Source organism: Tenacibaculum sp. 190524A02b (assembly GCF_964036645.1).
GTDB classification, from domain to species: Bacteria; Bacteroidota; Bacteroidia; order Flavobacteriales; family Flavobacteriaceae; genus Polaribacter; species Polaribacter vairaonense.
This window is the reverse complement of record NZ_OZ038525.1, coordinates 3,214,310-3,238,695: the sequence shown is the minus strand read 5'-3', so window position 1 is coordinate 3,238,695 and position 24,386 is coordinate 3,214,310. Positions and strand designations below refer to the sequence as shown.

18 protein-coding genes are annotated in these 24,386 nt (G+C 29.0%); 12 read left to right on the top strand and 6 right to left on the bottom strand.

Annotated features, from left to right (window positions below; all coding sequences use genetic code 11):
• Positions 1-149: 149 nt before the first annotated feature.
• The gene (locus ABNT65_RS13205) at positions 150-494 is read left to right on the top strand and encodes a nicotinic acid mononucleotide adenyltransferase (RefSeq protein ID WP_348703501.1); all 345 of its coding nucleotides are present in this window, start codon (positions 150-152) and stop codon (positions 492-494) included.
• 59 nt (positions 495-553) lie between these two features.
• On the opposite strand, the gene ABNT65_RS13200 is transcribed toward ABNT65_RS13205, so the two are convergent.
• Together ABNT65_RS13200 and ABNT65_RS13195 are read right to left on the bottom strand one after the other, a co-directional pair.
• A complete protein-coding gene (locus ABNT65_RS13200) occupies positions 554-1,192 on the bottom strand; it encodes a ribonuclease H family protein (protein WP_348746035.1) in 639 nt (212 codons plus the stop codon).
• Positions 1,182-1,754, bottom strand: a complete 573-nt coding sequence (locus tag ABNT65_RS13195; RefSeq protein WP_348703506.1) for a phosphoribosylglycinamide formyltransferase — start codon at positions 1,752-1,754, stop codon at positions 1,182-1,184. The genes ABNT65_RS13200 and ABNT65_RS13195 overlap by 11 nt, the downstream gene beginning before the upstream one ends.
• Positions 1,755-1,935: 181 nt before the next feature.
• Between ABNT65_RS13195 and ABNT65_RS13190 the strand changes: the two genes are divergently transcribed.
• The 6 genes from ABNT65_RS13190 to ABNT65_RS13165 all read left to right on the top strand — a co-directional run bounded on the left by ABNT65_RS13190 (position 1,936) and on the right by ABNT65_RS13165 (position 6,822).
• Positions 1,936-2,172 (top strand): acyl carrier protein, encoded by a 237-nt coding sequence (locus ABNT65_RS13190; protein WP_028891431.1) that lies wholly within the window; start codon positions 1,936-1,938, stop codon positions 2,170-2,172.
• A 7-nt stretch (positions 2,173-2,179) separates the two neighbouring features.
• On the top strand, positions 2,180-3,430 hold the full coding sequence (fabF, locus tag ABNT65_RS13185) for a beta-ketoacyl-ACP synthase II (protein WP_348739647.1): 1,251 nt from the start codon (positions 2,180-2,182) through the stop codon (positions 3,428-3,430).
• A 5-nt stretch (positions 3,431-3,435) separates the two neighbouring features.
• Entirely contained in the window at positions 3,436-4,173 is a 738-nt protein-coding gene (gene rnc / locus ABNT65_RS13180) for a ribonuclease III (protein WP_348703512.1), read from the top strand.
• A gap of 84 nt (positions 4,174-4,257) precedes the next feature.
• Entirely contained in the window at positions 4,258-4,737 is a 480-nt protein-coding gene (locus ABNT65_RS13175; protein ID WP_348703514.1) for an IPExxxVDY family protein, read from the top strand.
• A gap of 3 nt (positions 4,738-4,740) precedes the next feature.
• On the top strand, positions 4,741-6,168 hold the full coding sequence (pyk, locus tag ABNT65_RS13170; protein ID WP_348703516.1) for a pyruvate kinase: 1,428 nt from the start codon (positions 4,741-4,743) through the stop codon (positions 6,166-6,168).
• 186 nt (positions 6,169-6,354) lie between these two features.
• Complete coding sequence (locus ABNT65_RS13165; RefSeq protein ID WP_348703518.1) at positions 6,355-6,822, top strand: CBS domain-containing protein; 468 nt, start codon at positions 6,355-6,357, stop codon at positions 6,820-6,822.
• A 1-nt stretch (position 6,823) separates the two neighbouring features.
• Here ABNT65_RS13165 and ABNT65_RS13160 read toward each other — a convergent pair whose 3' ends face one another.
• Both ABNT65_RS13160 and ABNT65_RS13155 read right to left on the bottom strand, forming a co-directional pair.
• Entirely contained in the window at positions 6,824-7,174 is a 351-nt protein-coding gene (locus ABNT65_RS13160; RefSeq protein WP_348703521.1) for a hypothetical protein, read from the bottom strand.
• Positions 7,164-7,706 carry a GNAT family N-acetyltransferase gene (locus ABNT65_RS13155; protein WP_348703523.1) on the bottom strand — a complete coding sequence of 181 codons (543 nt, stop codon included), beginning with the start codon at positions 7,704-7,706 and terminating at the stop codon, positions 7,164-7,166. Before ABNT65_RS13155 ends, ABNT65_RS13160 begins: the two co-directional genes overlap by 11 nt.
• Positions 7,707-7,865: 159 nt before the next feature.
• On the opposite strand from ABNT65_RS13155, the gene ABNT65_RS13150 reads away from it, so the two are divergent.
• Complete coding sequence (locus ABNT65_RS13150) at positions 7,866-8,201, top strand: single-stranded DNA-binding protein (protein ID WP_348703526.1); 336 nt, start codon at positions 7,866-7,868, stop codon at positions 8,199-8,201.
• A 464-nt stretch (positions 8,202-8,665) separates the two neighbouring features.
• Positions 8,666-9,490 carry a tachylectin-related carbohydrate-binding protein gene (locus tag ABNT65_RS13145; RefSeq protein WP_348703528.1) on the top strand — a complete coding sequence of 275 codons (825 nt, stop codon included), beginning with the start codon at positions 8,666-8,668 and terminating at the stop codon, positions 9,488-9,490.
• 314 nt (positions 9,491-9,804) lie between these two features.
• Here the strand turns inward: ABNT65_RS13145 and ABNT65_RS13140 are convergent, their stop codons facing one another.
• Together ABNT65_RS13140 and ABNT65_RS13135 are read right to left on the bottom strand one after the other, a co-directional pair.
• Positions 9,805-10,536 carry a LytTR family DNA-binding domain-containing protein gene (locus ABNT65_RS13140; RefSeq protein ID WP_348703530.1) on the bottom strand — a complete coding sequence of 244 codons (732 nt, stop codon included), beginning with the start codon at positions 10,534-10,536 and terminating at the stop codon, positions 9,805-9,807.
• 8 nt (positions 10,537-10,544) lie between these two features.
• Positions 10,545-13,328 carry a histidine kinase gene (locus ABNT65_RS13135; protein ID WP_348703531.1) on the bottom strand — a complete coding sequence of 928 codons (2,784 nt, stop codon included), beginning with the start codon at positions 13,326-13,328 and terminating at the stop codon, positions 10,545-10,547.
• A 436-nt stretch (positions 13,329-13,764) separates the two neighbouring features.
• Between ABNT65_RS13135 and ABNT65_RS13130 the strand changes: the two genes are divergently transcribed.
• The 3 genes from ABNT65_RS13130 (at position 13,765) to ABNT65_RS13120 (ending at position 24,371) form a co-directional block, all read left to right on the top strand.
• On the top strand, positions 13,765-13,896 hold the full coding sequence (locus ABNT65_RS13130) for a hypothetical protein (protein WP_348703532.1): 132 nt from the start codon (positions 13,765-13,767) through the stop codon (positions 13,894-13,896).
• Between the two features lie 53 nt (positions 13,897-13,949).
• On the top strand, positions 13,950-14,489 hold the full coding sequence (locus ABNT65_RS13125) for a transposase (protein WP_348703533.1): 540 nt from the start codon (positions 13,950-13,952) through the stop codon (positions 14,487-14,489).
• A 603-nt stretch (positions 14,490-15,092) separates the two neighbouring features.
• A complete protein-coding gene (locus ABNT65_RS13120; protein ID WP_348746034.1) occupies positions 15,093-24,371 on the top strand; it encodes an amino acid adenylation domain-containing protein in 9,279 nt (3,092 codons plus the stop codon).
• The last annotated feature ends 15 nt before the right edge of the window (positions 24,372-24,386 follow it).

Below are 24,386 nucleotides of genomic sequence, written 5' to 3'. Positions count from 1 at the left end.
TTTATTAGATTAATATTCTAGTAAAGATACAAAAATGATTTTATTGCTTTTGTAAACCCTAATGTTAACTTAATGTTATGTAATTGTTGTTTGTTTGTAAAATTAATGTTATATTTGTTTTATAAATGTTAACGAATAGAATATTAGATATGAAGAAATTAGTCGTTTTAGCTTGTGGTTTAGCTTTTGCAATGGTACAGGCACAGGAAGAGCCTAAGTTTGAAAAGGCTGGGGACTTAGTAAAGGTTACTTATTTTTATAAAGATGGTACAGTAAAAGAACAAGGTTTCTTTAAAGATAAAAAATTAGCAGGAACTTGGATGACCTTTGACGAAAAAGGAAATAAAACAGCCATAGCTCACTATGAAGATGGTAAAAAAGTTGGGAAGTGGTTTATGTGGCATAAAGATGGATTAAAAGAAATAGATTATAAAGATAATACAGTAGCAAGTGTTCAAACTTGGAAAGAAGAAACCAAGATTGCTATTAAATAATAAAATTTAAAATAGTTACGTAATATAAAAGGCTGTTTTTTTTTAAAACTCAGCTTTTTTTATTTTCTGCCAAAATCAGCTGGAATTTCTCCCCAAGCTTTTGTTTCCCATTTTAAAATAGGAGTAGAAAAGGTGTTTTTTTGCAGCCATAGTTCTGCTCTTTTAATTAATTCAAGAACATCTTTATTAGATTCATCAAAAGTAATATTAGTTTTACATTGCTTTTTCAGTACCCATCCCATAGCTATTTTTGAATCAGAGTAAATAGGAATACTTTCCTTTTTTTTACTCTTTAGCAACGCAATTCCATGAACTAGAGCTAAAAACTCACCAATATTGTTAGTACCATTTTTAAAAGGCCCCATTCTAAATATTTCCTTTTTGTTGTGAGTTAAAACACCTCTATACTCCATAATACCAGGATTTCCAGCACAAGCGGCATCTACAGAAATACTTTCTAAAATTGGAGTACCATATTTTTCTTTCTCACTTTTAGATAAAACTTTCTTTTTAGTGTTAATACCTTTATAGTCATTAAAACTTTTTTTGAAAGCTTTTTCAGCCTCAGTTTTATCAATAAAAGATTTGTATTGAGCACCTTCAAAACCATTTATTTGTTTCTTACAAGCATCCCAAGATGTGAAAATTCCTGTTTTTTTACCTTTCCAAACAACATAATACTTTTTTTTATTCCCCATTATCTAAAATTACATTTTCAATTACTTTAGGAAAAAAAGCATACTCAAGTTCATGTATTTTTTCAGCAATAGTTTCAGGAGAATCTTCTTTTGAAAGTATAGTTTTGGCTTGGAAAATAATATTACCTTCATCATAATGTTCATTTACATAATGTATAGTAATACCACTTTCTTCTTCATTATTTTCTTTAACAGCCTTATGAACATGCATTCCATACATACCTTTTCCACCATATTTAGGCAAAAGAGCAGGGTGTACGTTAATTATTTTATTAGGAAAAGCATCTACTATTTTTGAAGGAACTTTCCATAAAAAACCAGCTAAAATTATATAATCCGCCTCTTTTAACAAAAATTTAAGAATTGTGTCTTCTTTTATAAAATCTTGTCTATTGAAATGTTTTGCTGATATTTTAAGTCGTTTACAACGATCAAAAACTTTGGCATACTCATTGTTAGAAAGCACGTTAGTAACCCTAGCTATAGAAGAGTTTTGGAAATGTTTAATAATGTTTTCGGCATTGGATCCTGAGCCCGAAGCAAAAATTACAATACGTTTCATACTTAATTTTAGTTGAATTGTTACTGCAAAAAAAAGAATAAATATTAACAATGACGGGCAGTTTGGCCAAAGATTCAAGTATTTTTTTTATTTTAGGCATCACATTTTTGAGCAAAAATTAGAATTAAAACTTAAGATTTGTATTTTTGCCCCGATTTTAAATTTTAAAACTTATAAAATTATGTCAGACATTGCATCAAGAGTAAAAGCGATTATCGTTGACAAGTTAGGTGTAGACGATAACGAAGTAACAAACGAAGCAAGCTTCACAAATGACTTAGGAGCTGATTCATTAGATACTGTTGAGTTAATTATGGAATTCGAGAAGGAATTCGATATTCAAATTCCAGACGATCAAGCTGAGAATATTGGTACGGTAGGTCAAGCGATTAGCTATATAGAAGACGCAAAAAAATAAGAATTATATGCAATTAAAGCGAGTTGTAGTAACTGGACTTGGCGCATTAACGCCAATAGGAAACAATAAAGAAGAATATTGGAACAGCTTAGTTAACGGAGTTAGCGGAGCAGCACCTATAACGTATTTCGATGCTGCCAAGTTCAAAACTCGTTTTGCTTGTGAATTAAAGAATTTTAACGTGAATGACTTCATCCATAGGAAGGAATCACGTAGAATGGATAAGTTTACTCAATATGCAATGGTAGCTTCTGATGAAGCAATTGCAGATTCAAAATTAAACTTAGACGAAGTAAACAAATTACGCGTAGGTGTAATTTGGGGAGCAGGAATTGGAGGTTTGGAAACTTTTCAAGAAGAGGTGTTAAATTATTCAAAAGGAGATGGAACACCAAAATTCAATCCATTTTTTATCCCAAAAATGATAGCAGATATAGCACCAGGTAACATATCTATTAAAAATGGATTTATGGGGCCTAATTATACTACAGTATCTGCTTGCGCATCATCTGCTAATGCAATGATTGATGCTTTAAACTATATTAGACTTGGACATTGTGATGTTGTTGTTACCGGAGGAAGTGAAGCAGCTGTTACTATAGCTGGTATGGGAGGATTCAATGCAATGCATGCTTTATCAACAAGAAATGAGAGTCCAGAAACAGCCTCAAGACCTTTTGATTCTGAAAGAGATGGTTTTGTACTAGGTGAAGGAGCAGGAGCAATCGTATTAGAAGAATATGAGCATGCTAAGGCTAGAGGTGCTAAAATATATGCTGAAGTAGTTGGAGGAGGTTTGTCTTCTGACGCACATCACATGACTGCGCCACATCCTGAGGGAGTTGGAGTTATTGCGGTAATGAAAAACTGCCTTGAAAATGCAGGTTTAAAACCAGAGGATGTAGATCATATCAATACACATGGAACTTCTACACCATTAGGTGATGTAGCTGAATTAAAAGCGATATCTGAGGTGTTTGGTGAACATGCAAAGAATATTAATATCAATTCAACAAAGTCAATGACAGGGCATTTGTTAGGAGCTGCTGGAGCTATTGAAGCAATCGCATCAATCTTAGCCATGGAAAATGGTGTAGTTCCACCAACTATTAATCATGCTAATGTTGATGAAAACATAAATTCAGACTTGAATTTAACGTTGAATAAAGCTCAAAAGAGAGATATTAAGGTAGCTATAAGTAATACTTTTGGATTTGGAGGACACAATGCTTGTGTTGCCTTTAAAAAATTAGATTAAATTATATGAATTTCCTTCGTAGAATAGTTAAACCCCAGAATAAAGAGGATGAGGACTTTTACTACGAATTGAAAGAACTGCTTAATTTTAAGCCCATAAAGTTATCGCATTATAAAAAAGCGTTTACGCATAGGTCTTTAAAATTAGTAGATAGTAAAGGAAATCCTGTAAATTACGAGAGACTAGAGTTTTTAGGGGATGCTATTTTAGGCTCTGTTATTGCTTCTTATTTGTATAAGAAAGTCCCTAAAGGTGATGAAGGTTACTTAACACAAATGAGATCAAAAGTGGTAAGTAGAGAACATCTCAACAGTCTTGGTAAGGATTTAGATTTGATCCGATTTGTTAAAAGTAATATAGCACAAAACCAAATAAGTAATAACTTACACGGAAATATTTTTGAAGCACTTATTGGAGCCATTTATTTAGATAGAGGTTATAACTACTGCCATCAATTTATTTATGAGCAAGTTATTTTACCTTATGTAGATATTGGTAAACTAGAAGGTAAAATCTCTAGTTATAAAGGATATATTATAGAGTGGTGTCAAAAAAACAAGAAGAAATATAGCTTTGATTCTTATGAAGATACAGGGAAACAAAGTAAAAAACATTTTAGTGTAAGAGTTAGCATAGATGGTATGATTGTGGCTAAAGGAAGAGCTACATCGAAGAAAAAAGCAGAAGAAATTGCAGCAAAAAGAGTGTACTACGCTATGCAAGATAAAATGAAAAACTCTTAACATACAGCCGAAAACCTTTTCGTTAATTTCACATTATATTTTAACTACATTGTTTAAATTAGCAAAAAACTAATAGATTTTTTTATGTCTTTTTATGAGCTAGATTTTAATGAGTTTGCTATTAGTCAATATTCATTAATAGGAATTCATACAACGCTCAATGATTATAAATTGGCTTATCTTTTAAATAGCAAATTAGAATGTTTTTTTGAAAAAGCTAATTTTTGTTTAGATATAAAAAACAAAAACAAAGAAATTGTGTCGTTTCCTATTTATGAATACGTAAACGAAAAAGAAGATACCAATTGGTTTTTAATAAATAATGTAAGTAAAAAGAAAGTAGAAATAGAAGCAATAGGACTTTTTATGAAAAGAACTACCAGCGTAGTTGAGTACCTAGTTTCTGAAAAAAAGAAGGTGGATTATTTTTTAAAAATAGAAGGGGACTTTAAAGAAACATTTGTTGATTCTTTAATAAATAACATAAAAACTATTCCACAAGTTGTAACATCATATCAAATAGATATTGATACTTTAAAATCAAAAGATTTTTTAATTTTTTAGCATATGCCACATAATAAGAAAACAAAAATAGTAGCCACTTTAGGTCCAGCAACAAATACAAAAGAAATTTTAACTAAAATGGCAGCTGCTGGAGTTAATGTTTTTCGTATTAATTTTTCTCATGCAGATTATGAAACTGTAAAGGAAAGAATAGTGCAAATTAGAGAAATCAATGAAGAGAAAGGGTACAATGTAGCAATTTTAGCAGATTTGCAAGGGCCTAAATTGCGTGTTGGTATTATGGAGGAAGGTGTTGTATTAAATGAAGGAGATATTTTTAAGTTCACAACAGAAGAATGTGTTGGAACTAAAGAAAAAGCTTATATGACTTACAAGCGCTTTCCAAAAGATGTAAAAGAAGGAGAGCAAATTTTAGTAGATGATGGAAAACTTTTATTTGAAGTTGTTTCAACTGATAAAAATAAGACTGTTGAAGCTAAAGTAATAGTAGGAGGGCTACTAAAATCAAAGAAAGGAGTTAATTTACCAAACACTAATATTTCATTACCAGCACTTACTGAAAAAGATAAAAAAGATGTAGTATTTGCATTACAACAAGAGGTAGATTGGATTGCTCTATCTTTTGTAAGAACGCCTGAAGATTTGAGAATGCTTAGAGACCTAATTAAGCAAAAATCACGTTACCGAGTACCTGTAATAGCAAAAATAGAAAAACCTGAAGCTGTTGAGAATATAGATGCTTTAATACCTTACTGTGATGGCTTGATGGTAGCAAGGGGAGACTTAGGTGTTGAGGTTCCAATGCAAGATGTACCATTAATTCAAAAAAGTTTGGTGCGTAGAGCTAAGTTGGCAAGGATTCCTGTAATTATTGCTACACAGATGATGGAAACAATGATTGAAAACCCAGTACCTACAAGAGCAGAAGTTAATGATGTAGCCAACTCTATTATGGATGGAGCAGATGCTGTGATGTTATCAGGAGAAACTTCTGTTGGGAAACATCCTGTAAAAGTGATTAAAAAAATGACTGAAATAATAGGAAGTGTGGAATTTTCAGAATTAATTAAAGTACCACAAGAACCACCACATATTAGAACAAATCGTTTTATAACAAAATCAGTTTGTCACCATGCAGCGTTAATGGCAGATGATATTAATGCATCAGCTATTTCTACATTAACCAATAGTGGTTATACGGCTTTTCAAATTTCTGCATGGCGTCCAAAATCACACGTATTGGCATTTTCATCTGAAAAAAGAATACTTGGTAAACTAAATCTTTTATGGGGAGTTAGAGCTTACCATTATGATCGAAACTTAAGTACAGATGAAACGATTGAAGATATCAATGAAATAGCTAAAGAGAAAGGATTCGTGAAAACAGGTGATTTTATGATTAACCTATCTTCTATGCCAGTAAAAGCCAAAGGAATGGTAAATACACTACGTGTATCACAAATTGACTAATACATTTGAGATAACTATATATTTTTAGAGCTTGCAAATTATTGCAAGCTTTATTTTTTGTAATTTATTTGAGTTTCTAATTGTACGATAAGTAGTGAAAATATAGGAGTTAATTATTTATTTGAAGCTTTAAATTTTGATAATTGATTTAAAATCAATATATTCAGTAGTTTAAAACTAACTATTATGGGAATTATTAACTTTCAAGGGAGGCGAACAAATGTACAGAAAAAGGAAACAGAACCTATTTTAGTTTCAGACTATATGTCAACTAAAATAATTTCTTTTAAGGAAGAACAACCTATAGAAGAGGTGATAGAAACTCTAATTAGTAATAAGATTTCTGGTGGACCTGTAGTAAATGATAAGAATGAATTGATAGGTATTATTTCTGAAGGAGATTGTATAAAACAAATTTCTGAAAGTAGATATTATAACTTACCTATTGATCAAAACAATACTGTAGGGAAGGCAATGGTAAGAGAAGTAGAAACTATAGATGGTAGTATGAATATTTTTGATGCTGCTAATAAGTTTTTAGATTCTAGAAGAAGGCGGTTTCCTATTGTACAAAATGGAAAACTAGTAGGGCAAATAAGTCAAAAAGACGTATTAAAAGCAGCCATGAAACTAAAAGGAAATACATGGAAATAAATTACTCTTGCTTTACTAGCAAAAACCATTCATTTTCCAACTCTAAATAACCTTGGTCATATACATAAAAATAGGTGTTTCCTGTTTTAGTAATATATAATGAGGTCATAAATTTAAAATCAAAACCTTTATCAAATAATTTTCTTCTGGTGACTTTTGTCTTTCCAGAAGAATTTAACTCTGTGAGAATTTTATAATTTTTACGGAGTCTATTGTTTGTGTTTCTAATAAGGTTTTTACTTTCCTTATTCACTTTATTATTAAAAGCATTTCTACAATAATCAGAACAGAACTTTTTATCAACTCGGCCAATTACTTTTTCACCGCATTCTAAACACTTCTTATTTCCCATAATTTTCTTTTTTCAATTCATACCAACTAGCTTTTTCACCTTCAAAAACAAATTCATTAATAAATTGGAGACCTATTTTTTTTAGAATTTTGTTAGAACCAATATTAGAGTTTTGTGCAGCTCCATATATAACCTTATAATTCATTTTTTTAAAACCGAAGTCTAAACAGGCAAAAGCAGATTCAGAAGCATATCCTTTACCCCAAAATTTAGGTAATAATCTATATCCAATATCAATAAAGTTAGTAAAACCATTTAGTTCTTCTTTTTCACCTTTGTTTAATTTCAGTCCAGACCAACCAATAAATTCCCCAGACACTTTTTCAAAAGCAGCAAATCTACCGATGCCATTATCATTGTATTGCGTTTTAAAAAACTCAATAATCTTTTCTGCCTCCTGATAAGTAGAAATAGTATTATTACCAAGATATTTATGAACTTCAGGATTAGAATCTAATTCAAATATAGACTTGGTATCCTTTTCTCTAAAGTCTCTTAAGATCAAACGTTCCGTTTCTAAGTAAAATTCCATGAAATTATTTTTTTCAAATATAACAATAAACGATTACATTCATTTACAATCGAAAACAAACGATTACTTACCAATTAATCCTTTGATGGCATTGCATCTTTGCAGTGTCAAACAAAAACAAATAATAAATCTTAACTGTTAAACGAAAAAATGAATAACATGAATGCACTTAAAAACAAGGTACAGTTAATTGGTAATTTGGGTAGTAACCCAGAAGTTATAACACTAGAAAGTGGTAAAAAACTAGCTAAATTTTCTTTAGCAACCAATGAAACTTACAAAAATTCAAGCGGACAAAAGGTAACCGATACACAATGGCACAACATTGTAGCATGGAACAAAACTGCAGAAATCATAGAGCAGTATCTACAAAAAGGAAGTGAAGTAGTAATAGAAGGAAAATTAACTTCTCGTTCCTTTGAAGATAATGAAGGAAATAAAAGATACATAACGGAAGTAGTATGTAATGAGTTTCTAATGTTAGGAAATAAATAAGTGGGAAAATTTGCTATTAAAAAAAGTACTATAAAGGTACAAAACTAGAAGCCTGCTAGCTTCAAAAAACGAAAAAGAAAGAAAATAGAGCCAGATTTTATATAATCTGGCTTTTTATATTAGGTAAGTTATTGGTTTTTAGTTGTTAGTAAGGCGGTTGCTTAATGATTTATTATTCTTAGTAAAAGAAATTCGCCTCTACTCCTATTGAAAACACATATATTATTTGATACTTTACACTTATTTATTCTAACCCTACGAAAAAAAAATAACGCTTTTTACCAGATATAACGACACCTACTTTTGTTGTAAATAATAAAAAAAAATACTAGATGTATTTACTGTTATGAATTTAAGGGGAATATAATAGCAACACTAAACTTCAACTCATAATAAGTAAAAATGTTTTTCTTTTTTAAAACTTAATCATCTTTAAAAAAATCAATATTAAATATAAATAGATTATGAAAACAAACTTTACAAAAACGACATTACTTGCCTTAGTTATAGGAACTATATCTATTTCTTGTGAAAATGAAGAGATAGAAAATATTACCTCATATACCAAAAAGGAAGTTATTGAGTCAAAAAAAACTAGTTCTGTACATCCATCTTTAATTTATGCAGTAAATAATAATGGAGACTTACTTCTTTACAAGCATAAGCAAGGAACAGAATGGGGGTTTAATGGTAATTATAAAAAAATAGCAGATGGATGGGATTTCAAGCAAATTGTTGTAGGAGATTTAGGATTTTTATATGGTATAAAACCTAATGGAGACATGTATTTTTATAAGCATCTAGGAGATGGTAACTCTTGGGATGATTCAGGTAAGAAAATAGGCACAGGATGGAACTTCAAACATGTATTTGCAGGATATGATGGTCATATTTATGCAATTAAAGATAATGGTGATATGTATTTGTCAAAATATGATGGATCAAAATGGACTAAATCCATAAAAAAAATAGGAAATGGATGGAATTTCAAGCATGTATTTGCTGGAACACATGGTCGCATTTATGCAATTAAAGATAATGGTGATATGCTTTTATTTGTGCATAAAGGTAATGATTGGCTGTTTGATGGAAATTATAAAGTATTAGGCAATGGATGGAATTTTAAACATGTCTTTGCAGGGAACAATAATCATATTTATGCAATTAAAAATAACGGAAATATGTGTTTGTTCCAACATACAGGGTTTGATTCTAGTTTGTCCGCTGTAGGTGGATATCTAATTGGGAATGGTTGGAGTTTTACCCATATAGATGCTAGATATAAATAATTTTTACACTAAAAAGCTCTCAATCGTAAATGAGGGCTTTTTGTTTTTAATAACGGTAATAGGATTCAAACAAACTTTGTAACCTTCGGTTATGAGTCCTCATTATTTAAACAACTAGTCTACATCAAAGTTAATCCGTACGAAAAATTACAAAGATTGTCTAAACAACTCTTTCTTATTTTCGTTTTAAGGTTACTGGAGTGCAAAAGAATTATTTAAAAATACTTCAGTACTTTTAAAATAAAGTACCTCACAAATTAACTCTGTTGTCTTAAATTAAATGAGTGTTAATTTTCGGTAAAATAGTCTTTGTCTTAAGTTAAAAATGTATTTAAAAACTGCTCTCTTTTTCTAGAAGATACCGGAATTTTTTTGCCGTTTTTTAAATAGATAACTCCAGATTTATCATATTTATTTATATAATTTAGATTAACTATAAAGGATTGATGTGGACGTATAAAATTGTTTTTGAAAAGAGGTTTTTCAAATTCTTTTAAAGTTTTTGAAACCACATATTTTTTATTGTTACTACAATAAAACGTAGTATATCCTTTATCTGACTCACAAAACAAGAGTTCATTTAAATCTATAACTTGAAAACTATTATGCAATGATAAAATTAACTTAGTTTCATCATTATTCCAAGCTTGTTTTACTAGATTAAGTTGATGTTTCTGCTCAGCGAACGATAATTTAGTTATTTTTTTCAATGCTACTTGTAGTTCTTCAACATCCACGGGTTTTAAGATATAATCTATAGCACCAACTTTTAAAGCTTTGAGTGCATATTCTTCATAAGCAGTAATAAAAATGATATTAAATGATAGATTTTCAGTTTGTTCTAAAAAATCAAATCCAGAACCATCAACAAGGTTTATGTCCAAAAAAACTAGTTCTGGTTTACAGGCATTTGCTACAATAACAGCGTCTTTTACAGATTCGCATTCCCCGATAACTTCAACTTCTATTGAGGTCTCTAATGAGAGTAACAAACTAATTAAGCCTTTTCTTATATATTCTTTATCCTCTATTATTAATGTTTTCACTTAATTTATCAATTTTTTATGTAAGGTATTACTAAGGTAGCAATTGTTCCTTGCTCGTTATATTTTTTTCTATCTTCTAAGTTAACAGAACCTTTCATTTTAAAATCCTTAGAAAGTGCTTGTAATCGTTCTAATGTTATAGCTGTAGATAATGATTTCTTATTAGTGTTAACAGTTTTGTCAAAAGAGTTAATACCGATACCATTGTCTTTAATAGTGCAAATTAATTTTTTATTTGAATATGTAAGCTGAATATCTATGAATCTATCTTTTTGTTGATTCGAAAATGCGTGCTCAATAGCATTCTCAACAAAGGGTTGAATTAACATAGGGGGTATTTTAAATAACGATGTGTTTATGGTATTCTCTATAGAAATAGTATATGAATACATATTATTTTCTAAGTTTTGAAGCATTAAATAGTTTTCTATCGCTAATAACTCTTCAGATAACAAAACTATTTTATCTCTAGAATTCTCTAAAATAATTCGAAGTAATTTAGAAAATTTAGATATGTATAAAACAGACTTACTTCCTTCTTTATTTAAGATCATACCCTGTAATACAGAAAGTGAATTAAAAATAAAATGAGGAGTCATTTGCGAACGTAAGAGTTTTTGTTCAATAATAACATTTTGAGTTTTAGATTTTTCATTCTGTAGTCTTAAATAAAATAAGAAGGTTGATAATAATAATACAATTATTGTTATTATAAAATAAAACCACCATTGTTTCCAGTAAGGTTTACTTATTTGGAACTTATATGATACGGTTTTTTGTAATTCTTTTTGATTCAAGCAAGATGCATTGAAAGTATAATTTCCAGGTGGTAAGGATGCAAATGTAATCTCTCTGTTTTTAGAATAATACCACTTATTACTTAAGCCAAGTAATCTATATTTATAGGTCAAATAATCTTTAAAAGATATACCTTCTAAATTAAATGTAATTCTATTTTGATTATGTAATAGTTCTACATTATTAGATTGATTTAAAATGATGGAATCATTAATTATTACTTTTTTAATTTTTAATCGGGGCTTATCAACGTAATGCTTGTTTAAAATAGTCTTATGCATTTTTAGAAGCCCATTTTTTATACCTAAGAACAAACTATCTCCTACTACTTCTAGGTCAGTAACTTTATTGTTGTTGCCTATATTCTTAAAGGAAACACCTTCTATAGACTTTTTCTTATTCAAAAATGATATTTTATTGATTCCTTTATCTGTTATTGTCCAAATATTATCATCATTCTCAAAATAAATTTCTTCAATATTATTACTAAGCAAACCATCTTTCTTTGTTAATGTTTTAATGGTATCATTAGTATATAATACAATACCATTACCAATCGTGGCAATGAATAATTTATTTAATTTTTTGTTAATTTTTAAGTCCTGAATTCTACAATCTAATATTTCATGATTTATTTTTTGAATAGAACCATTAACAACTTTAAATAACCCCTTTGGAGTTCCAATAAATGTTTGATTGTTATAAGTTACTGCGTCTAGACATCTATAGGGTGTCTTTATACGCTCTATGCTATCATTTTTAATCTTAACAACTTGTCCTATTGATGACAAAAAAACTGTGCCATTTTCAGGCTTAGATAGACCTAATGTATATAACTTTAAGTTTAAATAATTCATATTTTTAAACAACCTATTATCCGATATAAAATATAAATCATCATTATCCATGTCATATTCAACCAAAGAAGGAGTAGCAAGTTCTGCATCATAAACTTTTTCAAGTTTTCCTCTATTACTTCTTTTTATAACATTTCCTTTAGAAAACCCCATAACTAAATCATCATTATTCAGTTTTATCATAGATTTCACTTCTTCACTTCCAATATTTATATAATCTATTTCTGGACTAGCTACATAAAATACTCCAAATTTTAAGGTACTAAACCAATAACCTCCTTCATGATCTACTAAAAAACTTGTAGATGTATTTCTATGAAAATAACTTTGTATTAAGTTTCCATTTAAATCATAAATGGAAGTCCCTCCTTCTATAAAGTTTATAGCAATTTTATTAATTCCAACTTTGTTTATTGTGATTGGCTCGTTTTTAAAATTAGCAATCTCTATATTTTTATTTTGGTTGTTAACAATAACAACTTTTTTATTGTAGAGCACTGCAAACACATCCTTACTAAATGAAATGTTATCAATAAAACCTAGATTAAGAGTGTAATTGAAAATACCTTTATTATCAATAAAACTATATTTATTATCTTTATCTATAGCTAAATAAAGCTTTTCATTTTTTTTAGGTAATATATTAGTTTTTTTTGTGAGCTTTCCTTCTTTAGAAATTATGACCTTTCCTATAATTTTTTGTCCTGATAAATGTAGATTATCTTTTTCATCTAAATAAATGTTTTTTATTATTTGATGAGGAGATGTAATAATGCGATCCAATAAATAATTATACTTGTATTCAATAAACTTATCACTTCCTTTTTGAAAATAGAATAATTTATTGGTATGTTTTGTCCAGCACCAAATTTGATTATTCGCTTGTGGAAAAAAATCAAAAATTACATTACCAGGTATTCCATGCTCCTTCCCATAATTTTTAAATTCATAACCATTATATTTTGATAAACCTCGATCACTTGAAAACCACAAATAACCATTTACATCATCTTGGTATATATCATATATCTCATTACTTGGCAGACCATTTTTTAAATTAAAATTAATATAGTTGTGGTTTTGAGAAAAACTGTAATTAATAATAGTTAACAGAATTGTTATTATTATTTTTTTCAAGATTTTAGGTTTCATATAAGAAAGTAGATTTCTTTTATTCTAAGAGCGTGAAATATATAACTTAGTATATTATAAATTAAACCTACAAAACAGCTCATAAGAACCGCTTTAATAAACATTATTTATAATTCAATTCACGGTTTTAAAAATTATTTTCTATATGCATCTAGCGAATTTTTATTTACAGATATAATTCTTTTTTCCATAGCTTAAGCACTAAAAATACATTTCGCTCTTTCCAATAATTTTACCACTATTAGCTTTAAGGTTAAAACTAAGTTCTCTAGTGTTATTTTTTTTAATTACAAATTCACCCATTTTAAAATTGATTGGATTTATTAATGAATTATAAATATACAATAAATATGACTAGTCCTAAATAACTGTAACGGTTATTTAGGACTAGTCAGAGTCCAGGATTTTCGTATCTTATAGCATGAAAAGTCCAGTTCACTTCAAAGGATATAATCAACATCAAATTACGTTATTTCCTGTAAGTTATGATGATTATGTTTCTCAATATCATCCAGTACGTATAATCAATCAAGTTTTAGAGGTATTGATATAAATAATATTGAAGCTACCTACAGATGAGGTGGAACTTCTAGTTGTCACTCTCGTATGTTATTAAAGGTAATTGTCTATGCTTATTTGCGTAATACTTATTTTTCTCGAAAAATAGAACAAGCTTTAAAGGAAAATGTTCGCTTTATGTGGTTAAGCGTAGTCAATACACCCGATCATAATACGATTAATAATTTTAGAGGGAAATGTTTGAAAAACGAATTACAATATATTTTTTCTCAAGTAGTATTATTCTTAAATACTGAAGGAGTTTCAAGCTTGAAAGACTTGTATGTCGATGCTACTAAATTTGAAGTTAATGCTAATAAATACACTTTTGTTTGGGCAAAATCTATCCAAACCAATAAGAAAAAAATAGAGCAACAACTCAGAGAACAATGGTTTTATGTTGAAAGTGTTTATAAACACGGGGCTTTAGAAATTACTACTCCTGATATTGAAAATATTACTCCAGAGAAAGTAATTCAGGCTATTGATAAGATTAATCAAGCTTTAGCTACTAAAAAAGTAAAAGTAGAAACTGGATTAATAGCCTTAGCACACAATTTGAAGAAATACAAGCTACAATTAGAGTAAAAAGAAGCTGCTAAAAGAGCTTTTAAAGAAAAGTAAAAATCAAAACTAAAAGTTGAATCTAAAAAAACTGTCTGAAAACTACTTTTCAGACAACTTCTATTTCATTAGTACTCAAATAGAATTTACAATCTAAGAAGTTATTTTAATATTAAAAAATGTTAAAATTTAATTAAACTTTACTTTTTTTTAAAAAAAATGATTTCGAATATATATATTTGGAAATAGGTGAAGGTTTACTAATACTGAAAGCAAAATAAAAAATAATTGTTATTTCTATTTTCTTTACTGCTTGTTTAAATTTGACAAGAAAAAGACTAAGCCTTAGTGTTTTAATTCTTTTAATATAACTCCTGTGTGACGGAGAGTGGCGAAGCCCTATCTTTTTCAGATTAAATTTTCTAAACTAATTAATAAAACTTTTAGAAGTTAAAAAACTACTGTTATGATATAACTTTTTTATATCTATTACAAAAAAATAAAAATTCTTATACAGCTTAAGTATTTAGGCTAATAATCAAAACAAAACTATTGTGAGAATCGGTTTGTTGCCATAGAATACTATGGTAGCACTCTATAATATGTTCTATCAAAATTATCTATTATATGAATAAGAGTGAAATTTCTTCCCTACAAAAATATCTTTGGTTAGATCAAAAACTAACTCCTGAATCTCCTAAATACAATATTGGAGGATATGCGGTTATTGACGGTTATGTAGATTTTAACTTATTTAAAGAAGCGTTGTCTATTTTTTCTGATAAACATAAAATATTGAAAAGTGTTTTTAGAGAAGAAAATGGAAAGCCGTTTTTATTAATTAATGAAGATGAAAAGGAGTTTAACGAAGGGGTTAATTTTATTGAGAAAAGAAATAAACAAGAAATCTTAGATTTAATTCGTAAAGATTTTAAAAAGCCTTTTAATCTTGAAGAAGATAAAAAAATATTCAAAATATGGTTAGTAAAAATAAGTGCTAATACTTTTATTTGGTATACAAAGTTACACCACCTTATTGCGGATGGATATTCATTTCAATTGTTGTTTAATGAGGTCAGTACTATATATAACTCTTTATTAAATAATGATATTAGTACCTATGAGAAAATTAATGTTAAAGAGTTTAGCAATCATATTGAAGAAGAAGTAGGGTACTATAATTCAAGTGCTTTTTTTAAAGATAAAGAATATTGGCAAAATAAATATACAGTTTTTCCTGAATTGATTTATCATAAAAAATATCAAGAATGTAATTTTTATGATAAAGAACTTTACTTGTCTGAAGATGTATTACAGAAAATGAAGTCACTATCTAAAGAGGAAAACATAAGTGTATTTCATATATTACTGGCTAGTTTTTCTATTGTATTTTCTAAATTCTATTTTACAAATCAGATTAATATAGGAACTCCTGTTCTTAATAGGCTGAGTAGATTGGATAGAAAAATATTCGGTCCTTTTATCAATTTACTTCCATTGCAAGTACAGCTAGATAAAGACATTTCTTTTTTAGAACTTATTAAACAGGTTAAAAAGGATATTTTTACCATGTTTAGGCATCAAAAATTTCAACAAGCAGAAATTATAAAGTCTTTATCCTATAAAGGGAATAGATTGTATGATATTAGAATATCTTACGAAAGCTTTGATTACCAAAATACGTTCTCAAAATTTGAATCAGAAATTGTAGCACTATCTAACTCCAGTGAAGAAGATCCAATATCTGTTCACATTATGGATTATAATAATGAAGGATTAAAGTTTCGTTTTGATATTAATGGTAGTTATGTGCCTGAATACATTGCTAATGAGTTTATAGAGTCATTACATTACATACTTGAAAATACAAGTACTATACTTAATACAGGAGTAAAGGAAATACCTATAATTAATAAGACGCAGAAAAAAGAAATAGAAAAAATTTCAAAGGGGGTAACTAGGCCATTTAAGCATGAAAACTTTTTAGAGTTATGGAATGAGAATGTTAATAATTTCCCTTTGAATGAAGCATTAAGGTATAAAGAGGAAACTTTAAACTATAATAAAGCAAATGTTAAGATAGAAAAAATAGTAGGATTCTTAAATGCTCAAGGAATTTGTAAAGGAGATCGAGTAGGAGTTTTAATAGATCGATCAATAAATATAATTCCAGTAATTTTAGGCGTATTAAAATCAGGAGCTACTTATGTACCTATAGATAAAACTTTTCCTGAAGATAGAATTGAGTTTATTATCCAAGATAGTGAAATTAAGTTACTGATAACTGATGATGAAAAAATAACATATAGGTTTGAACCGACTGTTTTGGTTGATAGTGTTTTAGAACAAGATTCTCAACCTTTATTAGAAAAGGTGAAAATATCGAAAGAAGATGAAGCTTATATAATTTATACATCTGGTTCAACAGGGAAACCTAAAGGAGTACTAATTAGGCATGAGTCATTGATAGATTATGCATTAACTTTTTCAGAATATTTTAAACTAAGTGATATAGATTGTGTTATTCAACAATCATCGTTTGTATTTGATACTTCAATTGAAGAGATTTTCCCAATATTAAGTATAGGAGGAAAATTAGTAATTTCTGAGAACCCAAAAGACTTTCATAGCTTACTTCAAGAGTGTAGTAAAAATCATGTTACATTGCTGAGTACTAATCCTTTTGTTGTTCAGTATTTGAATGAAAATAAAGGTAGGTACAAGTTGTCTTTAAAACACATTATCAGTGGTGGTGATGTATTGAAAAAAGAGCAGGTAAATAACCTGTTAAATAATATTGATGTATACAATACATATGGTCCAACAGAGAGTACGGTATGTGCTACTTACCATAAAGTAAACCCAAAAGATACTACATTACCTATTGGTAAACCAATAACAAATAGAAATGTTTTTATCATCAATAATGGTAAACTTTTACCAAAAGGAGCTGTTGGAGAAATAGCTTTAGGAGGAAAAGGATTGGCGATTGGTTATCTTAATAATAAAACATTAACAGATACTTTTTTTGTTGAATTAGATGGAGAGCGTGTTTATAAAACAGGTGATGTTGGAAAATGGGATAATCAAGACAATGTAATCTTTTTAGGAAGAAAGGATAGTCAATTGAGTTTTAAAGGGTATCGAATTGAGCCTAAGGAAATAGAGCAAGCTATTAAATCTCTCAATCCGTTAATAAGAAACTGTATTGTAACGATAAAGGAACTACAAAATAACCCAGTACTTGTTGCTTATTTATCGGGTAACATTAATGTTGAAGAAACTTCTTTAATAAAGCAACTTAAAGTTAAATTACCTGCTTATATGATTCCAAATCATGTGGTAGTATTAGAGGACTTTCCTTTAAATACAAGTGGAAAAGTAGATGTAAAACAATTGCCTTTACCTAAAAAGAATTTTATAAAACAAGAGGTAGTATTAGCAAAAACTGAAGCTGAGCATGAAATTACTAATATTTGGAAAGAACTTTTACATTTAGATGAAATTGATATACATACTAGCTTTTTTGAGTTAGGAGGGCATTCTTTGTTGGCAAATCAATTTATTGGAATAATTAGAGAACATAGAAAACAGGATATTTCATTAAAAGAATTTTATGAAGCACCAACAATATGTGAGGTAGTTAAGGTAATAGAAAACAAAGAAGTTTCTACTGTATTTGAATTACAAAAAGCACCTGAACAAGAATTATATCCGTTGTCATTTCCACAAGAACGTTTATGGTTTTTAGATCAGCTGAATAAGGAAAATAAAGCATACTATGTTCCAAGGGCAATCAAAATGTCAGGGGAATTAGATATTTCACTTATAGAGGAAACATTTACATTGCTTATTGAAAAGCATGAAATATTAAGAACAGTATTTCCTGTTATTGAAGGTGTTCCATATCAAAAAATAGTAGCACCATATTATTTTCATATACCTTTAATCTCTTTGGTAGGATTCTCTGAAGAAGAGCAAGAACAAGAAATACATGATTTTATTTTAAAAGAAGGAAATTTAGATTTTGATTTAGAAAACGGACCACTACTTAGAGTGTATATTCTTCAAAAATCAGAAAAAAATAATATCCTTGTCTTTTGTGAACATCATCTTATTCATGATGGATGGACACAAGGAATTTTACTTAGAGAGTTTATTGATACATACACAAAGCTATCTCATAATAGAAATTATAAGCTTTCTCAATTAGAACTTCAGTTTAAAGATTTTTCTTATTGGCAAAAAGAGTTTTTTAATGATGAAAGACTAAATAATCATATTTCTTTTTGGAAAGAAAAATTAAAAGGACATATTCCTGTATTACCATTACCTCAAAAAAATAAAAGACCTAATGAGATTTCTGGAAATGGAGAATTATTAATTAAAACAATAAATGAAGAGTTATCAGATAAAATAAGAGCTTTTAGTTTAGAAAATAATTCTACATTATTCATTACTATGTTAACAGCGTTTAAAATAACGTTAAGCAAGTTTAGTAATGAAACGGATATATGTGTAGGAACAGCTGTTGCAAATAGACGATTGGCTTCTTTAGATAATATGTTGGGAATGATTATTAATACGATGGCTTTACGAACAAAGCTAGATAATAATGATTCTTTAAAGGATATGTTAGATAAAGTAAAAGAAACTTGTTTTGAGGCATATAGCTATGAAGATACACCTTTTGGAAAAGTAGTAGAACATGTATCCCCAGTTAGAAGTTTAGGTATTATGCCTTTGTTTCAGTACGCTTTCAGTTTTATGAATACACCATCAAGAGATTTATTTCTTCCTAACCTTGAATTAGAAATTGTAGATTCACATAACCGATCAGCAAAATTTGATATAAATATAGTTGTCGTAACACCTCTAGAGCAAGCAGCCTTAGAAGGAATGGAAGAAACTAATAAAACAATTATAGTTGAATGGGAATACAATTCTGATATTTATGCAGATGATGTTATGAATCAAATGCTAGATGCATACTTTGATATTCTAGAAGCATTAGTTTCTTCTCCAGAAACTCCTTATAAACAAGTATCGTGTGTATCTGTAGCGCAAGAAAAAGAGTTATTAAATATATTAAATAATTCACAAATAGATTACCCAAGTGATATAACAGTTTTAGATTTATTTAAAAATCAAGTAAAAAAATCACCAAATGGTACAGCAATAGTATATGAAGGTAAAGAACTTACGTACCAAGATTTAGAAGATTTTTCTAATATGATGGCTAATGATTTGTTATCGACACAACTGGTTTATAAAGAGGTGCTTATAGGGGTAGAATTAGAACGTAGTGATTGGTTTGTAATTAGTTTATTGGCAATACTAAAAACAGGAGCAGCTTATGTTCCTATTGATCCATCATATCCTGAGCAAAGAATTAATTATATTAAAGAAGATAGCCAATGTACTTTTGTAATTACAAAAGAATATATAGAAGAGTTAAGACAAAAGCAACCAAATATAAGTGAACCAAAAATAGAGGTAACTAGTAATCAACTAGCCTATGTTATTTACACTTCAGGTTCAACTGGACGCCCTAAAGGGGTAATGATAGAACATAAAAGTTTAACAAACTTATGTTTTTGGCATAAAAATGAATATAATTTAAGTGAAAATACAAAAAGTACATTATATTCTTCTGTAGCCTTCGATGCTTCAGTTTGGGAGGTTTTTCCTTACCTATGTTTTGGAGGCTCTCTATTCCCAATTTCAAATAATGATATTCGATTAGATACACTTAGGCTGTCATCATTTTTAACAGCAAATCAAATAACCCATTGTTATTTGCCCCCTAAAGTTATTGGTGAATTAAAAAACACCTTATTGCCACAAGGATTGAAAATTTTATCAGGAGGAGAAGCTTTAGCAGTAAAGTATATTGAAGGTTGTGAATTGTATAATAACTACGGACCAACCGAAAATACAGTTGTAACCACAAGTTATAAAGTATCTAAAAAAGATGAACTTCCACTTCCTATAGGGCGTCCAGTAGCCAATACAGATATATTTATATTAGATCAGCAAACAAATAAACTACAACCTAAAGGGGTAATTGGTGAGTTATGTATATCAGGGGCAGGATTATCTAGAGGATACTTAAACCGTCCAGAACTCACTAATAAAAGTTTCATTGTACATCCTTTTAAACAAGGAGAACGTTTATATAAAACAGGAGATTTAGCAAGATTGTTGCCTAGCGGAGATATTGAATTTATAGGAAGAAAAGATGCTCAAGTTAAAATAAGAGGATACCGTATTGAATTAGGGGAAATCGAATACGCATTAACAAGTCAAGAGAAAATATCTGAAGCAGTTGTTACAATAATAGAAAAGAAAGAAGAAAAACATTTAGTAGCTTATGTAAAAGGAAAAGGAATTTTGGAGTTGGAAATAGTTAAACAAAAGCTTCATAGTTATTTACCAAGCTATATGATTCCTAGTTATTTTGCACAAATAGATGAAGTTCCATTAACACCAAATGGTAAAATTAATAAAGAGTTATTACCTAAAGTTGAATTAGATGAGGTAAGAGAATATGTAGCCCCCAGAAATGAAATAGAAAGTAAGTTGGTGGAAATATGGCAAAATTTATTAGACGTTGAAAAAATTGGAGTTACAGATGATTTCTTTGACTTAGGAGGGCATAGTTTAAAGGTTACACAGTTAATAAATGAGGTGAATAAAGTATTGTCATCAACTGTTAAAGTAAAAGAAGTATTTACAAATCCTACCATAGCATATTTATCAGAAAAAATAAAGAGAGATAAAATAGTAAACATCCCTAATTTTCCACCAAGACCCTATTATCCATTAAGTTCTTCACAACAACGATTATGGGTTTTAAGCCAATTTGAAGGAGGAAATAAAGCATACAATATTCCAGGTGTTTTTGAAATGGAAGGCAATTTGAATGTTGAAGTATTACAACAATCTTTTCAATACCTACTCAAACGTCATGAGAGTTTACGTACACGTTTTGTAGAGATAGAAGAGGGAGTATATCAAGAAGTTATAAATGAAGATGCGCTTGCTTTTACTATAGAGAATAAGAAAGTTATAAAAGAAGACGTAAAGGAAATAATAACCAGTTTTTACGAAGAAAAATTTGATTTAAGTCAGGCACCTTTATTAAAATCTCAACTATTACAAACAGGTGAAGATTCATATTATTTACTATTTGCCATTCATCATATTATAGGAGATGGTTGGTCAATGGAAGTTTTTACCAAAGAGTTAATGTATGTGTATAATCAACTTTTAAATAAAGAAAATATTGATTTACCAACATTAAGAATACAATATAAAGATTACACACTTTGGTTAGAAAGCGATGAAAGTCAAGAACGATTAACTATACAAGGGTCTTATTGGCAAAATAAATTAGCAGGTGAATTACCAGTTTTAGAACTCCCAAGTTATAAAAAACGACCTTTAGTTAAGAGTTATCATGGAGCTACTAAATTGTATAATTTCTCAAAATCATTTAGTGATAAACTCAAAACATTTAACCAATCACAAGGTGTTACCTTGTACATGAGTTTGTTATCAGGAATTAATGGCTTATTTTATAGATATACAGGTTTAACAGATATTCTATTAGGAGGACCAATAGCAGGGCGTTCTCATTCAGATTTAGCGAATCAAATAGGTTTGTATTTGAATACTTTAGCAATCCGAACACGTTTTGAAGGAGATGATAGTTTTATAAGTTTATTAGCAAAACAAAAAGTTACATTATTAGAAGCTTACGAACACCAAGAGTACCCATTTAGTAGTATAGTAGACGAGCTAGGTTTACAACGAGATACTTCTCGATCAGCCTTGTTTGATGTGTTAGTTGTTTTACAAAATCAGCAAGAAACAGCAATAACCCTTAAAGATGTAAACATAAGTCCATATAATGAAGTATCAAGGCAGGTAAGTCAATTTGATATGACATTTTCTTTTTCAGAAGTAGATTCAAGATTATGTCTTCGATTGGAATACAATACAGATATCTATGAAGCATTTCAGATAGATGAGCTTTGTGAGCATTTAGAGCGATTTATAGAATCGGGGATTGATTTTCCTAATGAAAAGATAAGTAATTTAGGGTATCTTACATCAGAAGAAGAGAATGAACTATTGTACGATTTTAATGACACAGATGTAGATTATCCCAACAATAAAACATTGGTAGACTTATTTAGGGAACAAGTAGCTAAAAACCCAGAAGCTATTGCAATTGTGTATGAAAACAAACAAATAACTTATCAAGAGTTGGATAGTTTGTCCAATGCAATGGCTAATGATTTATTGGGGACAGGTTTAATAGAGAAGGAAACATTTATAGGAGTAGAGTTGAAACGTAATGATTGGCTAGTGGTAAGTTTATTGGCAGTGTTAAAAACGGGAAGTGCTTATGTTCCTATTGATCCACTTTATCCTCAAGAAAGAATCAACTATATTAAGAAAGATAGTGAATGTACTTTTGTAATCACGGAAAACTATATAGAAGAATTCAAAAGAAAGGAGCAAAATATTCATACGCCACAAGTTGAAATAGTTAATAATCAACTAGCTTATGTTATATATACTTCAGGATCAACAGGGAACCCCAAAGGAGTAATGGTTGAGCATAGAAATGCTTCAGCATTAATTAATTGGTCGTTAAAAGAATTTAATACTGATAGTTTTGATATTACCTATTTTTCAACTTCACATTGTTTTGATCTTTCTGTATATGAAGTTTTTTATACATTAAGTGCAGGAAAACAAATAAGAGTAGTAGAAAATGGCTTGTCAATTCCTAATTATTTAGATATTGATAAAAATATACTTATCAATACTGTACCGTCTGTGATAGAGTCTTTTATAGAGAATAACGTAGATTTATCTAATGTATCAATATTAAACATGGCAGGGGAAATAATTCCTCCTAGATTTACAAAACTATTACCATTAACTAATCTAAATGTTTATAATTTATACGGTCCTTCTGAAGATACAACTTATACAACTTATTATAAAATAAATGAAGAAAGCACAAGTGTAATACCAATAGGAACACCAATAGATAATACACAAATATGTATATTATCTAATACGAATCAATTACAACCTAAAGGGGTAATTGGTGAGTTATGTATATCTGGAGCTGGATTATCTAGAGGATATTTAAACAGTTTAGAACTTACAAACGAAAAATTTATCAAAAACCCGTACAAAGAAGGAGAACGTTTATATAAAACAGGAGATTTAGCAAGGTGGTTACCTAATGGAAATCTTGAATTTATAGGGAGAAAAGATACTCAGGTAAAAATAAGAGGATATCGTATTGAGTTGGGAGAAATTGAGCGAGTTTTGTTAGAGAACCATAGTATAACACAAGCTGTGGTTAGTACAGTAAAAGATAAGCAAGAAAAATATTTAGTGGCTTATTTAGTTGGACAAGAAGAATTAGAGCTAAATGAAGTTAAGAGTTTCCTTGGGAAATATTTGCCAGACTATATGATTCCTAATCATTTTATGCAAATACCTATAATTCCATTAACACCTAATGGAAAAGTAGACAAAAAATCGTTGGAAGAAGTAATAACAAAAGAGGCATTGGTAGATCCATATGTAGCGCCAAGTAATGAAATAGAAGAAAAGTTGGTTTTAATCTGGCAAGAAGTATTAGGTGTAGAAAAAGTAGGGATTACAGATAATTTCTTTGGATTAGGGGGGAATAGTATAAAAGCAGTTACTATTAAAAATCGAATTGATAAGCAGTTTGATATCACCATTCAAATAACCACTTTCTTTCAAGAGCCTATAATACAAAACATCTCAAAAATTATATCTGTTTTGTCTTCACAACAGTCAACAAACTTTGACTTTAATGAGGAGGTAGAAGAAATAACTATCTAAAAAAACGTATTAAAT